22 protein-coding genes are annotated in these 22,932 nt (G+C 74.9%); all 22 read left to right on the top strand.

From position 1 onward, the window contains the following. Positions 1–5 precede the first annotated feature (5 nt). The gene (pyrF, locus tag QSK00_RS09400) at positions 6–917 is read left to right on the top strand and encodes an orotidine-5'-phosphate decarboxylase (protein WP_285589897.1); all 912 of its coding nucleotides are present in this window, start codon (positions 6–8) and stop codon (positions 915–917) included. 192 nt (positions 918–1,109) lie between these two features. After that, positions 1,110–1,427, top strand: coding sequence for an integration host factor, actinobacterial type (mihF, locus tag QSK00_RS09405; RefSeq protein WP_018333653.1), 318 nt, complete (start codon positions 1,110–1,112; stop codon positions 1,425–1,427). Next, positions 1,424–2,074 (top strand): guanylate kinase, encoded by a 651-nt coding sequence (gene gmk, locus QSK00_RS09410; protein ID WP_285589903.1) that lies wholly within the window; start codon positions 1,424–1,426, stop codon positions 2,072–2,074. Before mihF ends, gmk begins: the two co-directional genes overlap by 4 nt. Then, positions 2,071–2,355, top strand: a complete 285-nt coding sequence (gene rpoZ, locus QSK00_RS09415) for a DNA-directed RNA polymerase subunit omega (RefSeq protein WP_179793234.1) — start codon at positions 2,071–2,073, stop codon at positions 2,353–2,355. Before gmk ends, rpoZ begins: the two co-directional genes overlap by 4 nt. Positions 2,356–2,413: 58 nt before the next feature. Next, entirely contained in the window at positions 2,414–3,631 is a 1,218-nt protein-coding gene (coaBC, locus tag QSK00_RS09420) for a bifunctional phosphopantothenoylcysteine decarboxylase/phosphopantothenate--cysteine ligase CoaBC (protein WP_285589907.1), read from the top strand. Between the two features lie 186 nt (positions 3,632–3,817). Next, on the top strand, positions 3,818–4,996 hold the full coding sequence (gene metK / locus QSK00_RS09425; RefSeq protein WP_285589909.1) for a methionine adenosyltransferase: 1,179 nt from the start codon (positions 3,818–3,820) through the stop codon (positions 4,994–4,996). Between the two features lie 166 nt (positions 4,997–5,162). After that, a complete protein-coding gene (locus QSK00_RS09430) occupies positions 5,163–7,283 on the top strand; it encodes a primosomal protein N' (protein WP_285589912.1) in 2,121 nt (706 codons plus the stop codon). Positions 7,284–7,554: 271 nt separating this feature from the next. After that, entirely contained in the window at positions 7,555–8,115 is a 561-nt protein-coding gene (gene def / locus QSK00_RS09435; RefSeq protein ID WP_285589913.1) for a peptide deformylase, read from the top strand. Beyond that, a complete protein-coding gene (fmt, locus tag QSK00_RS09440; RefSeq protein WP_285589914.1) occupies positions 8,116–9,066 on the top strand; it encodes a methionyl-tRNA formyltransferase in 951 nt (316 codons plus the stop codon). Continuing rightward, positions 9,063–10,526, top strand: a complete 1,464-nt coding sequence (locus tag QSK00_RS09445; RefSeq protein WP_285589915.1) for an RsmB/NOP family class I SAM-dependent RNA methyltransferase — start codon at positions 9,063–9,065, stop codon at positions 10,524–10,526. Before fmt ends, QSK00_RS09445 begins: the two co-directional genes overlap by 4 nt. A 24-nt stretch (positions 10,527–10,550) precedes the next feature. Beyond that, positions 10,551–11,240 carry a ribulose-phosphate 3-epimerase gene (rpe, locus tag QSK00_RS09450; RefSeq protein ID WP_285589917.1) on the top strand — a complete coding sequence of 230 codons (690 nt, stop codon included), beginning with the start codon at positions 10,551–10,553 and terminating at the stop codon, positions 11,238–11,240. A gap of 123 nt (positions 11,241–11,363) precedes the next feature. Next, positions 11,364–12,008 (top strand): riboflavin synthase, encoded by a 645-nt coding sequence (locus tag QSK00_RS09455; protein ID WP_285589919.1) that lies wholly within the window; start codon positions 11,364–11,366, stop codon positions 12,006–12,008. Further along, a complete protein-coding gene (locus QSK00_RS09460; protein WP_285589921.1) occupies positions 12,005–13,270 on the top strand; it encodes a bifunctional 3,4-dihydroxy-2-butanone-4-phosphate synthase/GTP cyclohydrolase II in 1,266 nt (421 codons plus the stop codon). Before QSK00_RS09455 ends, QSK00_RS09460 begins: the two co-directional genes overlap by 4 nt. Beyond that, positions 13,267–13,773 carry a 6,7-dimethyl-8-ribityllumazine synthase gene (ribH, locus tag QSK00_RS09465; protein ID WP_285589923.1) on the top strand — a complete coding sequence of 169 codons (507 nt, stop codon included), beginning with the start codon at positions 13,267–13,269 and terminating at the stop codon, positions 13,771–13,773. The genes QSK00_RS09460 and ribH overlap by 4 nt, the downstream gene beginning before the upstream one ends. Beyond that, entirely contained in the window at positions 13,770–14,252 is a 483-nt protein-coding gene (locus tag QSK00_RS09470; protein ID WP_285589924.1) for a PH domain-containing protein, read from the top strand. The genes ribH and QSK00_RS09470 overlap by 4 nt, the downstream gene beginning before the upstream one ends. After that, the gene (locus tag QSK00_RS09475; RefSeq protein WP_285589925.1) at positions 14,249–15,274 is read left to right on the top strand and encodes a quinone-dependent dihydroorotate dehydrogenase; all 1,026 of its coding nucleotides are present in this window, start codon (positions 14,249–14,251) and stop codon (positions 15,272–15,274) included. Before QSK00_RS09470 ends, QSK00_RS09475 begins: the two co-directional genes overlap by 4 nt. Before the next feature lie 592 nt (positions 15,275–15,866). Further along, positions 15,867–16,559: an HAD family hydrolase gene (locus QSK00_RS09480; RefSeq protein WP_285589927.1), complete on the top strand. Its 693-nt coding sequence runs from the start codon at positions 15,867–15,869 to the stop codon at positions 16,557–16,559. Between the two features lie 63 nt (positions 16,560–16,622). Beyond that, the gene (locus tag QSK00_RS09485) at positions 16,623–17,090 is read left to right on the top strand and encodes a Rieske (2Fe-2S) protein (RefSeq protein ID WP_285589929.1); all 468 of its coding nucleotides are present in this window, start codon (positions 16,623–16,625) and stop codon (positions 17,088–17,090) included. A 5-nt stretch (positions 17,091–17,095) separates the two neighbouring features. Then, positions 17,096–20,149: a DEAD/DEAH box helicase gene (locus QSK00_RS09490; protein ID WP_285589931.1), complete on the top strand. Its 3,054-nt coding sequence runs from the start codon at positions 17,096–17,098 to the stop codon at positions 20,147–20,149. Then, positions 20,139–20,984, top strand: coding sequence for an SWIM zinc finger family protein (locus QSK00_RS09495; protein ID WP_285589935.1), 846 nt, complete (start codon positions 20,139–20,141; stop codon positions 20,982–20,984). The genes QSK00_RS09490 and QSK00_RS09495 overlap by 11 nt, the downstream gene beginning before the upstream one ends. Before the next feature lie 18 nt (positions 20,985–21,002). After that, the gene (locus QSK00_RS09500) at positions 21,003–21,728 is read left to right on the top strand and encodes a PIG-L deacetylase family protein (protein WP_285589937.1); all 726 of its coding nucleotides are present in this window, start codon (positions 21,003–21,005) and stop codon (positions 21,726–21,728) included. A gap of 565 nt (positions 21,729–22,293) precedes the next feature. Next, the gene (locus tag QSK00_RS09505; RefSeq protein WP_285589939.1) at positions 22,294–22,854 is read left to right on the top strand and encodes a MarR family winged helix-turn-helix transcriptional regulator; all 561 of its coding nucleotides are present in this window, start codon (positions 22,294–22,296) and stop codon (positions 22,852–22,854) included. Positions 22,855–22,932: the final 78 nt, after the last annotated feature.

Raw genomic sequence — 22,932 nt, forward strand, 5'->3', positions numbered from 1 at the left:
GAGGGATGAGCGCCCCCCGGGCGGCCTTCACCGACCGGCTGAGCGGGGCCGTGGCGACCCACGGCCCGCTCTGCGTGGGGATCGACCCGCACCCGGGCCTGCTCGCGCGGTGGGGCCACGAGGACGACGCGGCGGGGGTGGAGCGCTTCGGGCGCGACGCCGTCGCCGCGCTCGCGGGACACGTCGCCGTGATCAAGCCCCAGGTCGCGCTGTTCGAGGTGCACGGCAGCGGGGGAGTGCGAGCCCTGGAGCGGGTCCTCGCCGACGCCCGCGACGCCGGGCTGCTGACGATCGCCGACGCGAAGCGCGGCGACATCGGCTCGACGATGACCGCGTACGCCCGGGCCTGGCTGGCGGACACCTCACCGCTCGCGGCCGACGCGGTGACCCTCTCGCCCTACCTCGGCGTCGGGTCGCTCACGCCCGCGCTCGACCTCGCCGCGGAGACCGGTCGCGGGGTGTTCGTCCTGGCCCGGACGTCGAACGCGGAGGCGGCGGCGGTGCAGTCGGCGCAGTCGTGGACCTCGCTGTCGGACCCGTCGAGCCCGGGGATGCGTGAGGTCGCGCAGAGCGTCGTGGACGCCTGCGGGGCCGCGAACACCGCACGGGCCGGCGCGGCCGGGAGCGGACCGGCGGGCGTGGTCGTCGGCGCCACCGGCGGCACGACCGGGCGGGCGCACGGCCTCGACCTCACGCGCCTGCGCGGTCCGGTCCTCGTCCCGGGGCTCGGTGCGCAGGGCGCGACCCCGGACGACCTCGCGCGGACGTTCGCCGACGGGACCGGACCCGTCGTCCCGTCGAGCTCGCGGGAGGTCCTCGCCCACGGGCCCGACCCGGAGGCGCTGCGCGACGCGTGTCTCGCGTTGAACGGCGCCCTGCGTGCCCTCGCGCTGCCCGCCGGACCGATCGGCGCGTAGCAGGCACCGACCGTCCCCCGCCGAGCGGCGGGACGCGGCGCGCGGCGGGTGTCCGCGGACGACGAGACCGTTCACACCCCGGACACCCGAGGACTGTGGACTCCCACCCCAGACGGTACGTTCGCCAGCGACGAGGGCGTTCGCGCGGTGCGCGGGAGCCCGGAGACCCATCCACAGATATCGGAGGAGACCGTGGCACTTCCCGAGCTGACCGAGGAGCAGCGGGCGGCCGCGCTGGAGAAGGCCGCCGCTGCCCGCCGCGCCCGGGCCGAGCTCAAGGAGCGGCTCAAGCGCGGCGGTACCACCCTCGGTGACGTGCTCGAGCAGGCCGACTCCGACGAGGTGCTCGGCAAGATGAAGGTCTCGGCCCTGCTCGAGGCCCTCCCGGGCGTCGGCAAGGTGCGCGCGCAGCAGATCATGGAGCGCCTCGAGATCGCCCCCAGCCGACGGCTGCGCGGGCTCGGCGAGCGCCAGCGCAAGGCGCTGCTCGCGGAGTTCGACGGGGAGTGACGCACGACGGTGGAGCGACGGGCGGGCGGGGACGTCTGCTCGTCCTCGCCGGCCCGTCCGGCGTCGGGAAGAGCACCGTCGTGGCGGAGCTGCGACGGATGGACGCGCCGCTGTGGTTCAGCGTCTCGGCCACCACCCGGGCGGCCCGCCCGGGGGAGCAGGACGGTCGCGAGTACCACTTCGTCACCGAGTCCGACTTCGACCGCATGGTCGACGAGGGCGAGATGCTGGAGTGGGCCTCGATCCACCGCGGGCTGCACCGGTCGGGAACCCCGGCCGCCCCGGTCGAGGCGCACCTGGCCGCGGGCGAGCCGGTGCTGCTCGAGCTGGACCTTGCGGGCGCCCGGGCGGTCCGGCAGCGTCGACCGGACGCCCTGCTGGTGTTCCTCGAACCTCCGTCCTGGGAGGTCCTGGTGGACCGGCTGACCGGCCGGGGCACCGAGCCGCAGGACGTGATCGACCGGCGTCTGGCCACCGCCCGCATCGAACTCGACGCGTCCCGCGAGTTCGACGAGCACCTGGTGAACCACGACGTCCGGGAGACCGCGCGGCGATTGGTAGACTTGGCACACCCGTCCGACGCCGCTGCCTGCACGGACACCCGCGCGGGCGCCGTCGGACCCCGATCCGCAGGAGCCAGTGAATGAGCATCACCACCAGCCGCGTCACCGGTGGATTCCACGACGTGCCCGAGGGCATCACCAACCCGCCGATCGACGAGCTGCTGGAGACCGTCAGCTCGAAGTACGCGCTGGTGATCTACGCGGCCAAGCGGGCGCGTCAGATCAACGACTACTACGCCCAGCTCGGCGAGGGCCTGCTCGAGTACGTCGGCCCGCTCGTGGAGCCGGGCCCGCGCGAGAAGCCCCTCTCGATCGCCATGCGTGAGATCCACTCCCACCTGCTCGAGCACACCGAGGGCGAGTAACACCTTCCCGGATCGGGCACCGGAGCCGGGCGAGTGCAGCGACGAGAAGTCGGGAGCCATGGCTGAGATCGTCCTCGGCGTGTCCGGCGGCATCGCCGCCTACAAGGCCTGCGAGCTGCTCCGGCGGCTCCGCGAGGCCGGGCACGGCGTGCAGGTGGTGGCCACGCCGAACGCCCTGCAGTTCATCGGCGCGGCCACCTTCGAGGCGCTGTCCGGGCGCGAGGTCCTCACCGGGGTCTTCGAGCACGTCCCGGACGTGACCCACGTCGCGCTGGGACGCCGGGCCGACCTCGTCGTGTGCGCCCCCGCCACCGCCGACCTGCTCGCGCGGATGGCGGCGGGCCGCGCGGACGACCTGCTCACGTCCACGCTGCTCACCGCGCGATGTCCGGTGCTCGCCGTCCCGGCGATGCACACGGAGATGTGGGACCACCCGGCGACGGTGGACAACGTCGCCACCCTCCGCCGCCGCGGCACGATCGTCCTCGAGCCCGCCTCCGGCCGGCTCACCGGTGCCGACTCCGGGCCGGGCCGTCTGCCCGAGCCCGTCGAGATCGCGGAGTTCGTCCGCCTGCTCCTCGAGGCGCCCGACGCGTTGCCGCGCGACCTCGAGGGACGCCACGTCGTCGTCTCCGCAGGCGGCACCGCCGAACCGCTCGACCCCGTGCGCACCCTCGGCAACCGCTCGTCGGGCCGCCAGGGTTACGCGCTCGCCCGGGTCGCCGCGCAGCGCGGCGCGCACGTCACGCTCGTCGCCGGCACCACCGCCGACCTCGAACCGCCGGCCGCCGTCGACGTGGTGCGGGTGCGCACCACCGAGGAGATGCGCTCCGCGGTCCTCGACGCGGGCAAGGACGCCGACGTGGTCGTGATGGCCGCCGCCGTGGCCGACTTCCGCCCGGTCGACGTCGCCGGATTCAAGATCAAGAAGGGGCCGGGGGAGCCGGACGCGATCCGTCTCACACGGAACCCGGACATCCTCGCCGAGCTCGTGGCCGAGCAGGTGCCCGGCCGGCTGGTCATCGGCTTCGCCGCGGAGACCGGGGACGCCGACCACGACGTCCTCACCTTCGGGCGCGCGAAGCTCGAACGGAAGGGCAGCGACTACCTCGTCGTCAACGCCGTGGGGGGTCCCACCGGGCACAACGCCTTCGAGGGCGCCGACAACGAGGGGTGGCTCCTGGGCGCCGACGGGTCGTCCACGCAGTTGCCGATGGGGTCGAAGGCGGCGCTCGCGGCGCGGGTCTGGGACACCGTGGCCGAGCGCCTGGCGTGACCGTCCGACCACGGAGCGTGGTCGGGAATCGTCGGGAAATCCACTCCCACACCTCGTGACGGCGCACAACCGGTCTGTGACGCGCTGCGCAAAGCGGCCGGTCAGGGGCCTGCCAGTTGGGCCGGATGCCGTTACTGTTGGCCCGTCCCACTGTCGAGGCAGGGAGAAATTGTGCCCGCTAGGCGTTTGTTCACTTCCGAGTCCGTCACCGAGGGCCACCCGGACAAGATCTGTGACGCCATCTCCGACGGCATTCTGGACGCCTTGCTGGCGCAGGACCCGAAGAGCCGCGTCGCCGTCGAGTCGATGGTGACCACCGGCCAGGTCCACGTGGCCGGCGAGGTCACCACCAACGCGCACGTCAACTACGTCGACATCGTCCGCAAGACGATCCTGGACATCGGGTACGACTCGTCGGCCAAGGGCTTCGACGGCGAGACCTGCGGTGTCTCCATCTCCATCGGCGCGCAGTCCGCCGACATCGCCCAGGGCGTCGACGAGGGCTACGAGTCCCGCGTCGAGGGCTCCGAGGACGCGATCGCGAAGCAGGGCGCGGGCGACCAGGGCCTCATGTTCGGCTACGCCGACGCCGACACCCCCGAGCTCATGCCGCTGCCGATCGGGCTCGCCCACCGGCTCGCGCGCAAGCTGACCAACGTCCGGCGCGAGGGCGTCCTGCCCTACCTGCGTCCCGACGGCAAGACCCAGGTCACCATCGCCTACGACGGCGACAAGCCGGTCGGCGTCGAGACCGTCGTCCTGTCCACGCAGCACGCCGCGGACATCGACCTCGACGAGATGCTCGCGCCCGACATCCGCTCGAAGGTCATCGCGCCCGTGCTCGAGGGCATCGACCTCGACTCGTCGAACACCCGCATCCTGGTCAACCCGACCGGTCGCTTCGTCACCGGTGGCCCCATGGGCGACGCCGGCCTGACCGGCCGCAAGATCATCGTCGACACCTACGGCGGCTACGCCCGCCACGGCGGCGGCGCGTTCTCGGGCAAGGACCCGTCGAAGGTGGACCGCTCCGCCGCGTACGCGGGCCGCTGGGTGGCGAAGAACGTGGTCGCCGCCGGCCTCGCACGCCGCGCCGAGGTCCAGCTCGCCTACGCCATCGGCAAGGCCGAGCCCGTGGGCGTGTTCCTCGAGACCTTCGGCACCGCCAACGTGGACCCGGCCAAGATCGAGAAGGCCATCGCCGAGGTGTTCGACCTGCGTCCCGGCGCGATCGTCCGTGACCTCGAGCTGCTGCGCCCGATCTACCAGCCGACCGCGGCGTACGGCCACTTCGGCCGCGACGACCTCGACCTCCCCTGGGAGCGCACCGACCGTGCCGACCAGCTGAAGTCGATCGCCGGCTGACGCTCGTCCGACCCGGTCAGACACACGGCCCGGCCGCCCCGCGACAGGGGCGGCCGGGCCGTCGTCGTTCCCCCTCCGTGGCAGGAAAGCGTCGTTGCCTGCATCCAGTGGCAGGTTCGCCCCATCGTCGCCCGGGCGGTCGGGGCGTTCTGGTAGACCGGCGCCCGTGGGCGGATCACCGGGCGACGAGGCGCTGCTGGCGCTGCCCGGCATGCCCGTCCCGGCTCCACCCGCCGTCGGGAAGACCGAGAAGGCCGCGAAACCCCCGAAGCACAACGAGCGGCTGCCCGCGGAGTCGAACTCCGTCGCCTCGGTCGCGGTCGACGTCCCGCTCCCGCACCTCGACCGGCCCTTCGACTACCGCGTGCCCGTGCAGCTCGACGGGACGGCCGTCGTCGGGGCCCGTGTGCGGGTGCGCTTCGCCGGACGCGTCGTGGACGGCTACGTGCTCGACCGGTCCGACACCACCGAGCACGACGGTCGCCTGCAGTGGCTGGAGAAGGTCGTCTCGCCGGAGCCGGTGCTCGCGCCCGAACTCGCGGCGCTGTGCCGCACGGTCGCCGACCGCTACGCCGGCACGCTCGCCGACGTGCTGCGCCTCGCCCTCCCGCCGAGGCACGCGCGGGTGGAGAAGGAGGACCCCGACACGGCGCCGGTCCCGGGTCCGCCGCCGGGTCCCGACGACGACGGCGGCTGGGCGGTCTACCCGCGGGGTGCGGCCTTCCTCGAGGCGCTCGCCGCCCACCGACCGGCGCACGCCGTGTGGCAGGCGCTGCCCGGCGAGGACTGGCCGCGTCGCCTGGCCGAGGCGGCCCGGGCCGCGCTCGCGGCCGACCGGAGCGCCGTCGTCGTCGTCCCCGACCGGCGGGATCTGGACCGGCTGCACGCGGCGTGCGTGGAGGTCGTGGGGGAGGAGCACGTCGCCGCGCTCGCCGCCGACCTCGGGCCCGCCGAGCGGTACCGACGCTGGCTCGCCGTGTCGCGGGGCCGCAAGCGCCTCGCGATCGGTACCCGCGCCGCCGCGTTCGCCCCGGTGCGCGACCCGGGCCTGCTCGTGGTCTGGGACGACGGCGACGACTCGCACACCGAACCCCGGGCGCCCTACCCGCACACCCGCGACGTCCTCATCGCCCGCGCCCACGGCAGCGGGGCCGCGCTGCTCGTCGCGGGCACCACCCGCACGGCGGAGGCCGAGGTGCTGGTCCGCAGCGGGTGGGCGCACCCCATCGTCGCCGAGCGCACGCGGGTCCGCGAGCACGCGCCGCGGGTGACCGCGATCGGGGAGGACGAGCGCCAGCTGCTGCGCGACCCCACCGCCCGGGCGGCCCGCATCCCGTCGGTCGCGTTCGAGGCGGCGCGCGGCGCCCTCGCGGCGGGGCGCCCGGTGCTGGTCCAGGTGCCCCGGCGGGGCTACCTCCCGGCGATCGCGTGCGCGCAGTGCCGCGAACCCGCCCGGTGCCGGCACTGCCACGGCCCGCTCGGCATCCCGGCCGGCACCGAGGATGTACCCGCCCCGCCGACCTGCCGCTGGTGCGGGCGGCCCGCCACGAACTACCGCTGCCCGGCGTGCGCCTCGCCCCGCCTGCGCGCGACCGTCGTGGGCGCCGGACGAACGGCGGAGGAGCTCGGCCGGGCCTTCCCGCAGACGGTGGTCCGCAGCTCCGGCGGCGGGACGGCGATCCTCGGCACGGTCGACGCCGCTCCTGCCATCGTCGTCGCCACCCCGGGCGCGGAGCCCCCGGCCGACGGCGGGTACGGCGCGGCCCTGCTGCTCGACGGTGCGGCCCTGCTCGCCCGCCCCGAGCTCCGCGCGGCCGAGGACACCGTGCGTCGGTGGTTCGCCGCGGCGGACCTGGTGCGGCCGGGCCCCGAGGGCGGCCGGGTCGTGGTCGTGGCCGAGTCGAACCTGCCGGCCGTGCAGGCGCTCGTGCGCTGGGACCCGGCCGGCCACGCGGGCGCCGAGCTCGACGCGCGCACCGAGCTGGGCCTGCCACCCGCCGTCCGGATGGCCGCCCTCGACGGCGAGCCCGCGGCCCTGCGCGACCTCGTCGACACCGCCCGCCTGCCCGACACGGCCGACGTCCTCGGGCCCGTCGAGCTGCCGCCGGGCACCCGCCTCCCCGGAGCCGAGGAGCGCACCGAGCGGGCCGAGCGCACGCTCGTCCGGGTGCCGCGCCCGGCCGGACGGGACCTCGCGAAGGCCCTGCAGGAGGCCCAGGCCGTCCGCGGTGCCCGCCGCGAGCGCGAGCCGGTCCGGATCGTGCTCGACCCGCACGACCCGCTCTGAGCGGCCCCACCCCCGCGCGTGAGGGGATCCCTCGTGCCACCAGAGCGCTCGGGTCCTCCCCTCGCGGGACGCGGTGATCCATCGCGCCCCCGCGCGTGAGGGGAACCCTCGTGCCGGCAGAACGCCCGGCCCGACGCGAAGATCCGATCGCGCGGAGCGAAGTGGGCGCTGAGCGCGCACTTCGCTCCGCTCGTCGGGATCTCCGGCGCCCGACCGGCTGCAGGCGGACGGCGATCGGGCCGGAGCGGACGCGCGCCTAGACTGGACGACCGTGACCGTCCAGCCCGTCCGCTACTTCGGGGATCCCGTCCTGCGGGAACGCGCCACCGAGGTGACCACGTTCGACAGGGAGCTCCGGCAGCTCGTCGCCGACCTCGACGAGACGATGCGCGAGCAGGGCGGCGCCGGGCTCGCCGCCCCCCAGATCGGCGTGGGGCTGCGGGTGTTCACCTACCGCACCGGCGAGGACATGCACGGCCACCTGGTCAACCCGACGTGGAACGTCCTGGACGACACCGAGCAGACCGGCCCCGAGGGCTGCCTGTCGATCCCCGGGTTCCGGTGGGACTGCACCCGCTACGACCACGTGGTCGCCACCGGCTGGGACATGCACGGCGAGCCGGTACGGATCGAGGGCACGGCGATGCTGGCCCGGGCGATCCAGCACGAGACCGACCACCTCGACGGCGTGCTGTTCCTCGACCGGCTCGACGCGGCCACCCGCAAGGAGGCGATGGCCGCGATCCGGCAGGCGGAGTGGTTCGACCCGACGGCGCCACCGCGGATCCAGCAGAACCCGCACGCCAACCCGCTGTTCGGGGGCGTCCGCTAGATGCGGCTCGTCTTCGCCGGCACCCCGGAACCGGCCGTGCCCTCGCTGCGCCGCCTCCTGGAGGGCACCGCGCACGAGGTCGTCGCGGTGGTCACCCGGCCCGACGCGCCCGCCGGCCGGAAGCGTCGGCTGCAGCGCTCGCCGGTCGGGCAGCTCGCCGACGAGGCCGGGGTCGAGGTCCTGACGCCCGCGAAGGCCTCCGACCCCGGGTTCCTCGACCGGCTCACGGCCCTCGCCCCGGACTGCGCGCCCGTCGTCGCCTACGGCAACCTGCTGCGCCCGGCCGCCCTCGCGATCCCGACGCACGGCTGGGTCAACCTGCACTTCTCCCTCCTGCCCGCGTGGCGGGGGGCCGCGCCCGTGCAGGCCGCGATCCGCGCCGGCGACGCGATCACCGGCGCGAGCACGTTCCGGCTCGAGGCGGGCATGGACACGGGCCCGGTGTTCGGGACGGTCACCGAGAAGATCGACGACCACGACACCGCGGGCGCCCTGCTCGAGCGGCTCAGCCACAGCGGCGCCGACCTCCTCGCGGCCACCCTCGACGGCATCGCGGACGGGTCGCTGCACCCCGTGCCCCAGCCGGACGACGGCGTGTCGCTCGCCCCCAAGGTCACCGTCGACGACGCCCGCGTCCGGTGGACCGACCCGCCGCTCGCGATCGACCGACACGTCCGGTCGGTCACCCCCGCGCCGGGGGCCTGGACGGAGTTCCGTGGCACGCGCATGAAGATCGGGCCGGTCACGACGACGGGCTTCGACGACCTCGCCCCCGGGGAGATCGTCGTCGAGCGCACGCGCGTGCTGGTGGGCACCGCCGCGGCGCCGGTCGCCCTGAGCACCGTGCAGCCGGCGGGGAAGCCGATGATGCCCGCCGTCGACTGGAGCCGCGGCGCCCAGCCCGCCCCCGGCGAGCGGTTCGACCCGAGCGAGGAGACGGCAGAGGCATGACCGACAGCTCCGTCCCGCCCGGGGGACACCGCTCCGGGCGCGGGCCGCGCCGCAAGCCCGGCCGCCCGCACCGCTCCGGCCCGCCCCGGGGGCGCACCGCGCCGAACCGGCCCCCGGACGGCGACCAGGCCCGCGAGGCGGCGCTGGACACCCTGCGCGCGGTCCGCGAGGACGACGCGTACGCGAACCTCACGCTGCCGAAGCTGCTGCGCGAACGCCGCGTCTCCGGACGCGACGCCGCGCTCGCGACCGATCTGGCCTACGGGGCGTGCCGGGCCCAGGGCCTGCTCGACGCGGTCCTCGGGGCCTGCGTGGACCGGCCCCTCGACCGGCTCGACGGCGTCGTCCTCGACGCCCTGCGCCTCGGTGCACAGCAGCTGCTGCGGACCCGGATCCCCGCGCACGCCGCGGTCGGCGCCACCGTGGAGCTCGTCCGCTCGCGGGCCGGCTCGAAGCCCACCGGGTTCGTCAACGCCGTGCTGCGCCGGGTCGCCGAGCGCGACGAGGCGGGCTGGGTGGCCGAGCTCGCGCCCGACGCGGCGTCCGACCCCGTCGGCCACCTCGCCTTCGTCCACGCCCACCCGCGCTGGATCGCCGAGGTCTTCGCCGACGCCCTGCCGTCCTCGGAGCTCGACGCGGCCCTCGCCGCGGACGACGCCCGTCCCGCCGTGCACCTCGCCGCCCGGCCCGGGGAGATCAGCGCCGAGGAGCTCGCCGCCGTCACCGGGGGCGAGGAGACGCCGTACTCGCCCTACGGGGTGCTGCTCACCGAGGGCGGCGACCCCGGCGACCTCGAACCGATCCGCGAGGGGCTCGCCGCCGTGCAGGACGAGGGCAGCCAGCTCGTCGCCCTCGCCGCGGCCCGCGCCCCGCTCGAGGGCCGCGACGAGCTGTGGCTCGACCTGTGCGCCGGACCGGGTGGGAAGGCCGCCCTGCTCGGCGCGCTGGCGGCGATCACCGGCGCGACCCTCGACGCCGTCGACCGCGCCCCGCACCGCGCGGCGCTGGTCGAGAAGGCCACGGCGGGCCTGCCCGTGCGGGTGCACACCGGCGACGCCCGGGAGATCGCGCTGCCCGAGGCGGCCTACGACCGCGTCCTGGTCGACGCACCGTGCACGGGCCTCGGGGCGCTGCGGCGCCGTCCGGAGGCCCGCTGGCGCCGCCGGCCGGAGGACGTCGCCGACCTCACCGCCCTGCAGCGCGACCTGCTCGCCCACGCCCTGGAGCGGGTGCGCCCCGGCGGCGTCGTCACCTACGCGACCTGCTCGCCGCACCCGGCGGAGACCGTCGACGTCGTCCGGGCGGTCGTCGAGGCGACCGGCGCCGAGGTGCTGGACACCGCCGCGAGCCTGCCCGAGCTGATCGGGGCCGACGTCGGGAAGGGCCCCGGCCTGCAGCTCTGGCCGCACCGGCACGGCACCGACGCCATGTACTGCGCCACCCTGCGGCGCACCGGCTGATCGCGGGTGCGGGAGACTGGCGCCGTGCCCGCCCCGCTCATCGCACCCAGCATCCTGTCCGCGGACTTCGCCCGGCTCGCCGACGAGGCCGCCGCGGTACACGGCTCCGACTGGCTGCACGTCGACGTCATGGACGCGCACTTCGTGCCGAACCTGACGCTCGGCCTCCCGGTGGTGGAGAGCCTGCTGAAGGCGACCGACATCCCGCTGGACTGCCACCTCATGATCGAGGACCCGGACCGGTGGGCCCCGCCGTACGCGGAGGCGGGCGCGCACAACGTCACGGTGCACGCCGAGGCGGCGCACGACCCGCGCAAGATCGCGAAGGACCTCCGGGCGGCAGGCGCGCTGGCCGGGCTGTCGGTGAAGCCGGACACCCCGCTCGAGGACTGGATCGAGGTCCTCGCGGACTACGACACGCTGCTGATCATGAGCGTGGAGCCGGGGTTCGGCGGGCAGAGCTTCATGCCGCGGGTGCTGGACAAGGTGCGCACGGCGCGGCGTCTGGTCGACACCGGACACCTCAGGGTCCTCGTGGAGATCGACGGCGGGATCGGTGCCGACACCGTGGAGCAGGCGGCCGAGGCCGGCGTCGACTGCTTCGTCGCCGGCAGCGCGGTCTACGGCGCGGACGACCCGGCACGGGCGGTCGCGGCGCTGCGCGAGCAGGCGGCGGCCGTCTCCCCGCACCGTTCGCTGACTACCCGCGAGTAACCTGAGCAGTGGTGGTTGTCACCGGGAACGACACCGGTGGAGCGCGGCCACGCGAGGAAGATGCAGGCGAGGTCGTTCGTACAGGGTCGACGACGACCGGAATCGACGGGCAGGGAGCCGCGAGTGTTCACGGGGATCGTGGAGGAGGTCGGCGAGATCGTCGACGTCACCCCGCAGGCGGACGCCGCGCGACTGCGGATCCGCGGTCCGCTGGTGGTCTCCGACGCCCGGCCGGGCGACTCGATCGCGGTCAACGGCGTCTGCCTGACCGTGGTCGACCCGGCCCCGGACTCGTTCGCCGTGGACGTCATGGGGGAGACCCTGCGCCGCTCCAGCCTCGCCGACGCCGCCACCGGCACGCCGGTCAACCTCGAACGCGCCCTGGCCGCGGGCGCCCGCCTCGGCGGACACATCGTGCAGGGCCACGTCGACGGCACCGCGACGGTCGCCGCGATCGAGGCCTCCGAGCACTGGACCGCGGTGCGCTTCAGCACGCCGCGGGCCGCCGACGGCGGGGTGGGCATCGCCCGCTACATCGTCGAGAAGGGCTCCATCGCCGTGGACGGCGTGAGCCTCACCGTGACCGAGGTCGACGACGACGGGTTCGCCGTCGGGTTGATCCCCACCACCCTCGCGGAGACGACGCTCGGGTCGCGCGAGGTCGGTGCCACCGTGAACCTGGAGGTCGACGTCGTGGCCAAGTACGTCGAGCGGCTGCTCGGCACGGGAGCCGTGCCGCAGTCGGCGGGAACGGAGTCGGGAGCATGAACCACGTGGACGGCTTCGAGCACATCGAGCGGGCCATCGAGGACATCGCCGCGGGCAAGGCCGTCGTCGTGGTCGACGACGAGGACCGCGAGAACGAGGGCGACCTGATCTTCGCCGCGCAGATGGCGACGCCGGAGCTCGTGTCGTTCATGGTGCGCTACACCTCGGGCTACATCTGCGTACCGCTGACCGGCGACGCGTGCGACCGCCTCGACCTGCCCCCGGCCCACTCCATCAACCAGGACCGGCACGGCACGGCCTACACCGTGTCCGTGGACGCCCGCGAGGGCATCGGCACCGGGATCTCGGGCGCCGACCGGGCGCGGACCATCCGGGTCCTCGCGAACCCCGAGTCGGCCGCCACGGACCTCTCCCGCCCCGGTCACGTCGTCCCGCTGCGGGCCCGCGAGGGCGGCGTGCTGCGCCGCCCCGGCCACACCGAGGCCGCGGTCGACCTCGCCCGCCTCGCCGGGCTCGAGCCCGCCGGCGCGATCTGCGAGATCGTCTCCCAGAAGGACGACGGCGAGATGGCGCGCTACGAGGAGCTCGCGGTCTTCGCCGACGAGCACGACCTCGCGCTCATCACGATCAAGGACCTCATCGCCTACCGGCGCCGGTCCGAGAAGCAGGTCGCCCAGGTCGCGCACGCGCACCTGCCCACCGTGCACGGCGAGTTCGAGGCCTACGGCTACGACTCGCTGCTCGACGGCATCGAGCACCTCGCCCTGGTCTACGGCGACCTCGGCGACGGCGAGGACGTGCTGGTCCGCGTGCACTCCGAGTGCCTGACCGGCGACGTGCTCGGGTCCCGCCGCTGCGACTGCGGCCCCCAGCTCGACGCGGCGATGGCCGCGGTCGCCGCCGAGGGTCGCGGGGTGGTCCTCTACGTGCGCGGCCACGAGGGCCGGGGGATCGGGCTGATCCACAAGCTGCAGGCCTACCAGCTGCAGGACGCCGGGGCGGACACCGTCGACGCGAACCTCGCGCTCGGCATGCCCGCCGACGCCCGCGACTACGGCACGGGCGCCCAGATCCTCGCCGACCTCGGCATCAAGAGCATGCGCCTGCTGACGAACAACCCGGAGAAGCGGGCGGGGCTCGAGGGCTACGGCCTGCAGATCCTCGACCGGGTCGCCCTCCCGCTGCGCGCCACGCCGGAGAACCTGCGCTACCTGCGCACCAAGCGCGACCGCATGGGCCACGACCTCGAGGGGCTGGACGTGTACGAGGCCGGTCTGGCGAGCAGCGAGTCCGGCGCATGAGCACCCAGGGACGCCCGGAGATCGCGGTCCCCGACGCGACCGGCCTGCGGCTGGGCATCGCCGCCACCCGGTGGAACGCCGAGATCGTCGAGACGATGCTGGAGCGGGCGTTGCTCGCCGCCGAGCGCGGCAACGTCGAGCACCCCACGGTCGTGCGCGTCGCCGGGGCGATGGAGTTGCCCGTGGTGTGCCAGGCGCTCGCCGCCGGCCACGACGCCGTCGTCGGGCTCGGCGTGGTCATCCGTGGCGCCACCCCCCACTTCGACTACGTCTGCGACGCGGTGACGGCGGGGCTGCTGCGGGTCGGGCTCGACGAGCGCACGCCGGTCGGCAACGGGGTCCTGACGACGGAGGACCTCGACCAGGCCTGGGAGCGCGCGGGCACCCCGCAGTCCACCGAGGACAAGGGCTTCGAGGCGGTCGTCGCCGCCCTGGACGCGGCGCTGACGGTGCAGGGACTGCGCGACGGGGCGCACCGCGCGCCGGTCCGGTTCGCCCGATGAGTGCCGACTCGCCGGTCGTCGTCCCGCCGGAGGGCCTGGAGCTCGGCCCCGTCGAGCTGGAGGTCCGCCCGCGCCGGATCCGCTGGGTCGCGTGGGTGCTCGCCGTCCTGCTGTTCGCGTTCTTCGCCACCGGCGCCCTGCTGGTCTACGTCCAGTCCGCGGGCTTCAACTTCCGCCCCGCCGACCAGGTCGCGATGGTGGTCCTCGGGGCGATCCTCGCGGGCTGCGCGCTGCTGTTCACCCGGCCCCGCCTCCGGGCGGGCTCCGGCGGGGTCGAGGTCCGCGCGACGATCCTCACGCGGCGCGTCGCGTGGGACGACGTCGTCGGCGTCAGCTTCCCCGACGGCGCCCAGTTCGCCCGGATCGACCTGCCCGACGACGAGTACCTCGTGGTCTCCGCGATCCAGGCCGTCGACCGGGAGCACGCCGTGCAGGCGGTCCGGCGACTGCGGGAGCTGCGCGCGAAGTACGACGGATGACCCTCTACGAGAACCTGTTCCGCCACGTCGCCGTCCGCGTCCCCGCCGAGCGGACCCACCGCATCGGACTCCGCGCCCTCGCCGCGGCGACCCCCGTGATCCCCGAGCGCACGCCCGATCCGTCGCTGGCCGTCACCGCCATGGGGCTGGAGTTCCCGTCGCCGCTCGGGGTGGCCGCGGGCTACGACAAGGACGCCGAGGGCGTGCGTGGGCTCGCCCGCCTCGGCTTCGGCGCCGTCGAGATCGGCACCGTCACCGCCCGCCCGCAGCCGGGCAACCCCCGTCCGCGGCTCTTCCGTCTCCCCGACGACCGCGCCCTGGTCAACCGCATGGGCTTCAACAACGCCGGCGCCGACGTCGTGGCGGAGCGGCTCGCCGCCCTGCGGGCCGCAGGTCCCCTGGGGACCGTCCTCGGGGTCAACATCGGCAAGTCCAAGGCCGCGTCCGGCCCGGAGCGGACGGTCGCCGACTACCGCTACTCGGCCCGCACCCTCGGCCCCCACGCCGACTACGTCGTCGTCAACGTCTCCTCCCCGAACACGCCGGGGCTGCGGGACCTCCAGGGGGTGGACGCCCTCGAGCCGCTGCTCACCGCCGTCCGCGACGAGATCGGCGCCACGCCGCTGCTGGTCAAGATCACCGCCGATCTCGACGGCGCCGGTGTCGACGCGGTCGCCGACCTCGCGGTCGCCGCCGGCCTCGACGGCATCGTCGCCACCAACACCACCGTGGCACGCACGGGTCTGGTCACCGACCCCGCCGTCGTCGACGCCGCGGGCGCCGGCGGCCTGTCCGGCGCCCCACTGGTCGAGCCCGCGCGCGCGATCCTCGACCGCCTCGTGGCCCGCGTCGGTGGCCGCCTGACGATCGTCTCCGTCGGCGGGATCGCCGACGCCGCGGAGGCCCGCCGGCGCCTCGAGGCCGGGGCGACGCTCGTGCAGTCCTACACCGGCTTCGTCTACGGCGGCCCGGCCTGGCCGTCCCGCGTGAACGCCGAACTCGCCCGGTCGCCGCACCCCTGACTCCACAACCTCGGGCACGGCACGGCACGGTCCTGCTGACTTCTCCGCGTGGCGCACACACTCCGGCCGGGCCGCGACACCCTTCCGTGGACTCCAGCGCGTCAAGCACACACCGGCCCGTCCTCGGCGCAGTCGTGGTGATCCCGACGCGTCGCGCACACTTCCCGCGGGTCCTCGGCACGCTTCTGGGGACTCCAGCGCGTCGCGCACACATCGCGGGTTCCGTCCGCATGGCCTGCGCGCGGCGCCGCCGATGTGTGCGCGACGCGCAGGGATCGGTGCCACCGAGCGCTCGGGGCGGTGGAGTGTGTGCGCCACGCGCAGGGGTCGGCGACACCGTGCACTCCGCCCCGTCACGTGTGTGCGCCCCGCGCAGGGGTGCTGCCAGTCCTCGGGCGTGCCGGCCTCGACGTCGAGCTCGGGCGCCCGAGACGTCCACCACCCCCACCCCACCCGCGGACTGTCCACCATGTCCCCGGCACAACCTGTCCACCATGTCTCGGGTATTGACACGTCCCGCCGAGCAGCAACGGGCCCGACACATGACGTCTCGTCGCGCCGACCCTCGGCCCACCCGGCACGATGGTCCGCCGTGACCGCCCCGCAGATCGCTCCCGCTCGTCGTCCGAAGGTCGTGCTGTTCGACCTCTTCGAGACCTGCCTGCAGCTCGAAGGCCTGCGTCCGCGGTTCGTCGCCCTCGGCCGACCGGGGCACGAGCTGGAACTGTTCTTCGCCCGCCTGCTGCACCAGGGCATGGCGATGACGCTGGCGGGCGAGGCGCCCGCGTTCCGCACCGTCGCCACCGACATGCTGCGCCGCACCAGCGGTCGGGACCTCGACGACGACCAGGTCGCCTCCGTCCTCGACGGCTTCCGCGAGCTCCCGGCGCACGACGACGTCCGCGCCGCCTTCACGCTGCTCCGCGACGCGGGGATCCCCGCCTACGGCTTCACGCACGGGTCGGCCGCGACCGCGAGTGCGGCGCTGGAGAACGCCGGCGTCCGGGACCTGCTCGCCGACGTCTTCTCCTGCGAGGAGATCGCCTCGTTCAAGCCGCCGCGCCGGGTGTACGACTTCGCGGTGCAGCGGGTGGGGGGCGAGCCGGCGCGCACCGCGCTGGTCGCGGTGCACTCGTGGGACGTGCACGGCGCCGTCTCGGCGGGCCTGCTGGGCGGGTACTGCGAGCGTCTCGAGGGCCGGGTCCCCGACGCCGTACTCCGGCCGCACGTCGTGGCCGAGAGCCTGGACGACGTCGTCGCCGGGCTCCTCGCCCTGCCCGAGTAGCGCCCCGGGTACGTTCGACGACCAGCCGCGACCACCACCGCGACCCCGACGGAGGCCCCACCCGTGACCACCGAGCCGTCCACCACCCCGACCGGACTCACCCGTCGTCGTGCCCTGTGCGGCCTCGTCGTCGCCCTGGCCGCACCCGCCGCGCTCGCGGCCTGCTCGTCCGGGAGCGAGGCACCCGCATCGTCCGGCGGCGCCGGTGGCGGCTCGGCGGGCACGACCACCGCCGCTCCGGCGGGCGGCACCCCCGTGTCCCGGATCCCGGTCGGCGGCGGCGTGGTCGTGGACGGCCCGAACGGGCCGGTGGTGCTCACCCAGCCCCAGGCCGGCGTCATCAAGGCCTTCGACGCGGCCTGCCCGCACCAGGGCACGACCGTCGACCCGCCCGAGGGCGGCACGATCACCTGTCCGAACCACGGCAGCCAGTTCGACGCCACGTCCGGCGCCCTGATGAAGGGCCCGGCCGAGAGCGGGCTGACCCCCGTCGCGACGACCGTCGCGAACGGGCAGGTCCAGTTCGTCTAGCGACGATGCTCGCGCTGCACGCCGCGTGGTCACCCGGCCGGGGGCTCTGCTTCTGGGCCGAGGATCCGGCACGCGTGGCGGGCGGCTCCCGCAGCCGGGCCCGAGGCGCCCGGCCGCACCCGTTCGCCGCGGACCACGAGCGGCTGTGGGCCGTCGCGGCCGCGCTCGGGGCCACCGGTGGTGAGGGCCAGGCCGTGCTGCACCTGCCCTCCACCGCCGGCCCGTCCGGGGCCACGCGGGAGCCGGTGCCCTCCGACGCCGCCACCGTGTCGGCCGCGCTCGCGCCGTGGACGGTGCCGGTCCTCGAGCTGGACGCCGGCGTCCTGCTGCGCTCCGAACCGCTGCCGGGGGAGGGCGGGGAGTTCACGGTCCTGCGGGCGCTGGGCCGGCTCGCCGCGGACCTGGTCACCCGCGGGCGGGTCCTCCCGGCCCCGGCACCCGACGACGACACGCCGCTCGGCTGGCGTCCGGTGCTGCAGGGTCCGGACCTCGTCGCCGCCGACGCCTTCGCCGCCGCGCTGCCCCCCGCCGTCCGGGCCGAGGCCCTCGACGGCCGACCGGTGGCCGACGGCGTCGGCCCCGACCCGGCGGAGCTGGTCACCGAGGCCCTGACCGCGCTCGTCGACGCCGAGGCCCGCCACCGGCTCCGGTCGGAGCCGGTCCCGCCGGCCCTGCTGCGGGCCGCCGCGACGGGCGAGCTGGAACCGGGGCTCGCCCGGTGGGAGGTCGTCGGCGCACCGCACGCCGGCCCCGCCCGCGGCACGTTCCGGCTCACCGAGATCGCGGTCGACGACCTCGGGCACGCGGTCGACGGGGAGCCCCGGTTCTGGCTGGAGTTCTCGCTGCAGTCCGCCCAGGACGCGAGCCTGCGTGTCACCGCCGAGTCGATCTGGCGCGACGCCGGGTCGCTGCGGCGCTGGCTCGACGACCCCAGCGAGATGCTGCTCGCCGAACTCGGGCGCGCCGCCACGATCTACCCCGAGCTCACCGACGCGCTGCGGGTGCCCCGGCCGACGGGGATGGAGCTCGACCGCGCGGGCACCCACCACTTCCTGCTCCACGTCGCGGCTCCGCTCGACCGCGCCGGGTTCGGGGTCCTGCTGCCCAGCTGGTGGTCCGAGCCCGCCCGTCTGGGGATCACCGCGAACGCGACGGGTGGTGCCGGCCCCGAGGGCGTCGTCGCCCTCCGCGGGCGGCTGCGCAAGGAGGAGCTCGTCGACTTCTCGTGGAAGCTCGCGGTCGACGGCGAGACGCTCTCCGACGACGAGATGCGGGCACTGGTGCACGCCAAGGCACCGCTGGTGTTCCTGCGCGGCCGCTGGGTCGCCGTCGATCCCGACCGCCTGCGTGCCGGCCTCGAGTTCCTCGACCGCGCGCCCGCCGAGGGCACCGTCGGCGACGTCCTGACCCTGCACTCCGCCTACCACGACGACCTGCCGCCGGAGTGGGCCGCGCCGCTGCCCGTCGAGGACGTCACGGCGGGCGGCTCGCTCGGCGCGCTGCTCTCGGGAGCCGCCGACGCCCACCTCGAACTGCTCGACGACCCGCCCGCCCTCGAGGCGACCCTGCGGCCCTACCAGCGCCGCGGGGTCTCGTGGCTCGCGTTCCTCTCCGGGCTGCGCGTCGGCGGGGTCCTCGCCGACGACATGGGCCTGGGGAAGACGCTGCAGGTCCTCGCGCTGGAGGCCCACGAGCGCGCGGACCCGCTGCCCCCGACCCTGCTCGTCGCGCCCACCTCCGTCGTCGGGAACTGGCAGCGGGAGGCGGCGCGGTTCACGCCCGGCCTGCGGGTCCTCGTGCATCACGGTGCGGGCCGGACGACGGGTGACCTCACGGCCGTCCTCGCGTCCGCGGACCTCGTCGTGACGTCCTACGGGACGCTGACCCGCGACGTCGCGGAGCTGTCCCGCCACGCCTTCCACCGGCTCGTGCTCGACGAGGCGCAGCTGGTGAAGAACAACCGGTCGCGGGCCGCGCGGGCCGTGCGCACGATCGACGCGCAGCACCGGCTGGCCCTCACCGGCACGCCGGTGGAGAACCGGCTGGCCGAGCTGTGGTCGATCATGGACGCGGTCAACCCCGGCCTGCTCGGCACCGTCACGGCGTTCCGTGACCGCTACGCCGTGCCGATCGAACGCCACGGCCGCTCCGACGTCGCGAAGCGGCTCCAGGGTGCGGTGCGCCCGTTCCTGCTGCGGCGGGTGAAGACCGACCGGAGCGTGGTCGACGACCTGCCCGACAAGATCGAGACCGTCGAGCGGTGCGGGCTCACCGCCGAGCAGGCGTCGCTGTACCAGGTGGTGGTCGACGAGATGACCGAGACGCTGTCGGGGCTGGAGACGGCAGGGCGCGAGGGCATCGAGCGGCGCGGGAAGGTGCTCGCGGCGCTGACGAAGCTGAAGCAGGTGTGCGACCACCCGGCCCTGCTGCTCCACGACGGGTCCGCGCTCGCGCGACGCTCCGGCAAGCTCGCGCGGGTCGAGGAGATCGTGGCCGAGATCCTCGCGGCGGGGGAGAAGGCGCTGCTGTTCACCCAGTTCACGGAATTCGGGGACGCGCTCGCGCCGCACCTGGCGCGCCGGTTCGGGGTCGAGGTGCTGTGGCTGCACGGCGGGACCTCGCGACGTGCCCGGGACACCATGGTCGAGGCGTTCCAGGCCGACGACGGGAGCGGCCCGCCGCTGTTCCTGCTCTCGCTCAAGGCGGGCGGCACCGGGCTCACCCTGACCGCCGCCCAGCACGTGATCCACCTCGACCGCTGGTGGAACCCCGCCGTCGAGGACCAGGCCACGGACCGCGCCTTCCGGATCGGGCAGAAGCGCACGGTGCAGGTCCGCAAGCTCGTCTGCGGCGGCACCGTCGAGGAGCGGATCGACGACCTCATCGAGGGCAAGCGCGCCCTCGCCGGTCAGGTGATCGGTGACGGCGGCGACGACCCGGACTGGCTCACCGGCCTCTCGACCGACGAGCTCCGCCGCATGGTCGCCCTCGGACCGGGCGCGAGCACCGGCGACGAGGACGAGGTCGACGACGAGCTGGACGACGACGATGCCGCCTAGACGCCGCCGGCCGACGGAGCCGTTCCGGGAGAAGTTCCCCGAGCCGGGGCCCGACCGGTTCGAGGGCTACGGGAAACGGATCGCCGTCGAGGACGGGATCGCCGCGAGGAGCCGCCGTGGCGCGATCGGGGAGTCCTGGTGGTCGGGCCGCTTCCTCGCGGTCCTGGAGAAGCTCGGGGTCGGTGGCCGCCTGGACCGCGGGAAGACCTACGCCCGGGCCGGGCAGGTGGTCGACCTCGCGATCGACCCCGGTGAGGTCGTCGCGACCGTGCAGGGCTCCCGGTCCGAGCCCTACCGCGCACGGATCGGCATCACGACGTTCGCCGACGAGGCCTGGGAGGCGGTCGAGGGGGCGTTCGCCGCCGACTCCTGGTACGCCGCCTCCCTGCTCGGCGGCACGGTTCCCGACGACCTCGAGGAGGTCTTCGCCCGCGTCGGACTCTCGCTCTTCCCGACGGGGGCCCGCGAGATGCCGATGGACTGCTCCTGCCCGGACTGGTCGGTGCCGTGCAAGCACCTCGCGGCCGTCGCCTACCTCGTCGCGGAGCGCTTCGACGACGACCCGTTCCTCATCCTGCGCTGGCGTGGACGCGACCGGACGACCCTGCTCGCGGGCATCCGCGAGCGGCGCGACGACACCGGCCCCGCCGTCACGCCGCTGGCGCAGGTGGTCGACCGCTTCTGGTCCGCCGGCGGTCCGCTGCCCGACCTCGGGCGACCCGTCCCGGGCAACTCCGAGGAGCTGCTCGACCAGATGCCGCCGCTGGGCGTGGCCGTCGACGGCACCGACGCCCGCGAGGCGCTCCGACCGTTCTACCGGCGATTCGGGTTGTGACGCGGTAGAACGGAGCCCGTGGCTCGCATCCTCATGATCGTCGCGCACCCCGACGACATCGACTTCGGCAGCGGCGGCTCGGTGGCGAAGTGGGTCGCCGAGGGCGACACCGTCGACTACTGCATCGTGACCGACGGGGACGCGGGCGGGTTCGACGAGGCCGTCGGACGCGTCGAGATGGCCGAGCTGCGCCGCAAGGAGCAGCGCGCCGCCGCCGACGTCTACGGCGTCGGGGAGATCGACTGGCTCGGCTACCCCGACGGCAGGCTCTACGTCACCCACGAGCTGCGCCGCGACCTCTCGCGCGTGATCCGCCGGCGCCGTCCCGACCGCTGCGTCGTGCCCTCGCCCACCCGCAACCTGCGCAGCACCTACGGAAGCCACCCCGACCACATCGCCGCCGGCGAGGCGTCGATGTGCGCGATCTACCCCGACGCGCGCAACCCGTTCGCCCACCCCGAGCTGCTCGCCGACGAGGGCCTCGAGGCCTGGACCGTGCCGGAGACCTGGATCGCGAACCCCGGCGAGGGGGCCGACCTCTACCTCGACATCACCGACACCCTCGACCTCAAGATCGAGGCCCTGCGCGCCCACGAGTCGCAAACCGCCCACATGACCGACCTCGCCGAGCGCATGCAGATGTGGGGCTACGCCCAGGCCAAGGCCGCGGGCTGGTGCACCGACGGCACTCCCGCCGACGAGCGCCGCTACGCCGAGGGCTTCCTCGTCCTCGACACGAAGTAGCCCTTCCCGACGCCGGGTCGGTGCGGGTGTGCGGTGCCTTGTGCGTCCCGCGCACAGTCTCGCCGGTCCGGCGAGAACCTCGGGTGACCCCGACGCGTCCCGCACACACTCTGGCCGGTCCGGCGGGAAGCTCGGGGGACTCTGACGCGTCCCGCACACACTCCGGCCGGTCCGGCGAGAACCTCGGGCGACCCCGACGCGTCCCGCACACACTCTGGCCGGTCCGGGGAGAACCTCGCGTGACGACGACGCGTCCCGCACACACCTGGACCCGGAGTGTGCGTCACGCGTCGGGTTCGGCCGATCTTCTTGCTCGGCTGCCTGGAGTGGGTGCGTCCCGCGTCGGGTTCGGCCGATCTTCTTGCTCGGCTACCCGGAATGTGTGCGTCCCGCGTCGGGTTCGGCTCACCTTCTCGCTCCGCTGCCTGGACTGTGTGCGTCCCGCGCAGAGGTCACCCGCACCCGACGGAGACGTCCGGACGCGAACACCACGACTCGGAGCGCTCCGGCCCCGGATTCACCGAACCGCCCCTCCCGCGAGGGCGCTGCACCTAGCGTTCGTCCCGTGGCCGACGAACCCGTGCCGAAGTTCCCGCCGTGGGGTGCCGAGCTCGTGGCGGAGAACGCCGAGTTCGCGTCGTCGGTGCTCGACCACCTCGTGCCGGCGGTCGTCCAGATGCACCGCGCCGACGCGGCCCGACTCGGGCTCGATCCGACGGAACTGGCGATCCTCGAGGTCCTCCGGGTCGTCGACCCGCTGTCGATCTCCGCGCTCGCGGGACGGGTCTCGCTCAGTCACGCCGCGACCGCGCGGGCCGTCGGGCGGCTGGAGGAGCGGGAGTGGGTCGCCCGGAACCACGACCCGCACGACCGGCGGGGGTGGCTCGTCTTCCTGTGCCCGGAGGCCCGGACCATGCTGCAGGACGCCCGGGCCGGCGTCCGGCACCAGCTGGCCGAGGCGGCCGACGACCTGGCCCCGGAGCGGCTGCTCGCGACACTCCACGCGCTGGTCCAGGTGACCGACCGCGTGATGCGCTCGGCCCGCGACCTGGCCGACCAGCGGTGGCAGGAGATCCAGTACCGGCGGTGGCAGGAGCGTCGGCGCACGCCCGGCGGCGAACTCTGACGACACGATCCGACGCAAGCCGACACACCGGTTGGCAAGTGTCTCGCGGCGGGACACGCCGAACGACACGCCGAGACC

It is taken from the genome of Actinomycetospora sp. NBRC 106378, assembly GCF_030269685.1.
In the GTDB taxonomy this organism is placed as follows: Bacteria; Actinomycetota; Actinomycetes; order Mycobacteriales; family Pseudonocardiaceae; genus Actinomycetospora.

Bases quoted from the DNA above. Each gene is read 5' to 3' on its own strand.
- ribH (WP_285589923.1), top strand. From the start codon at position 13,267: ATGAGCACCCAGGGACGCCCGGAGATCGCGGTCCCCGACGCGACCGGC.
- pyrF (WP_285589897.1), top strand. From the start codon at position 6: ATGAGCGCCCCCCGGGCGGCCTTCACCGACCGGCTGAGCGGGGCCGTG.
- QSK00_RS09475 (WP_285589925.1), top strand. From the start codon at position 14,249: ATGACCCTCTACGAGAACCTGTTCCGCCACGTCGCCGTCCGCGTCCCC.
- rpoZ (WP_179793234.1), top strand. From the start codon at position 2,071: ATGAGCATCACCACCAGCCGCGTCACCGGTGGATTCCACGACGTGCCC.
- QSK00_RS09490 (WP_285589931.1), top strand. From the start codon at position 17,096: ATGCTCGCGCTGCACGCCGCGTGGTCACCCGGCCGGGGGCTCTGCTTC.
- fmt (WP_285589914.1), top strand. From the start codon at position 8,116: ATGCGGCTCGTCTTCGCCGGCACCCCGGAACCGGCCGTGCCCTCGCTG.
- coaBC (WP_285589907.1), top strand. From the start codon at position 2,414: ATGGCTGAGATCGTCCTCGGCGTGTCCGGCGGCATCGCCGCCTACAAG.
- QSK00_RS09445 (WP_285589915.1), top strand. From the start codon at position 9,063: ATGACCGACAGCTCCGTCCCGCCCGGGGGACACCGCTCCGGGCGCGGG.
- QSK00_RS09460 (WP_285589921.1), top strand. From the start codon at position 12,005: ATGAACCACGTGGACGGCTTCGAGCACATCGAGCGGGCCATCGAGGAC.
- QSK00_RS09470 (WP_285589924.1), top strand. From the start codon at position 13,770: ATGAGTGCCGACTCGCCGGTCGTCGTCCCGCCGGAGGGCCTGGAGCTC.
- QSK00_RS09495 (WP_285589935.1), top strand. From the start codon at position 20,139: ATGCCGCCTAGACGCCGCCGGCCGACGGAGCCGTTCCGGGAGAAGTTC.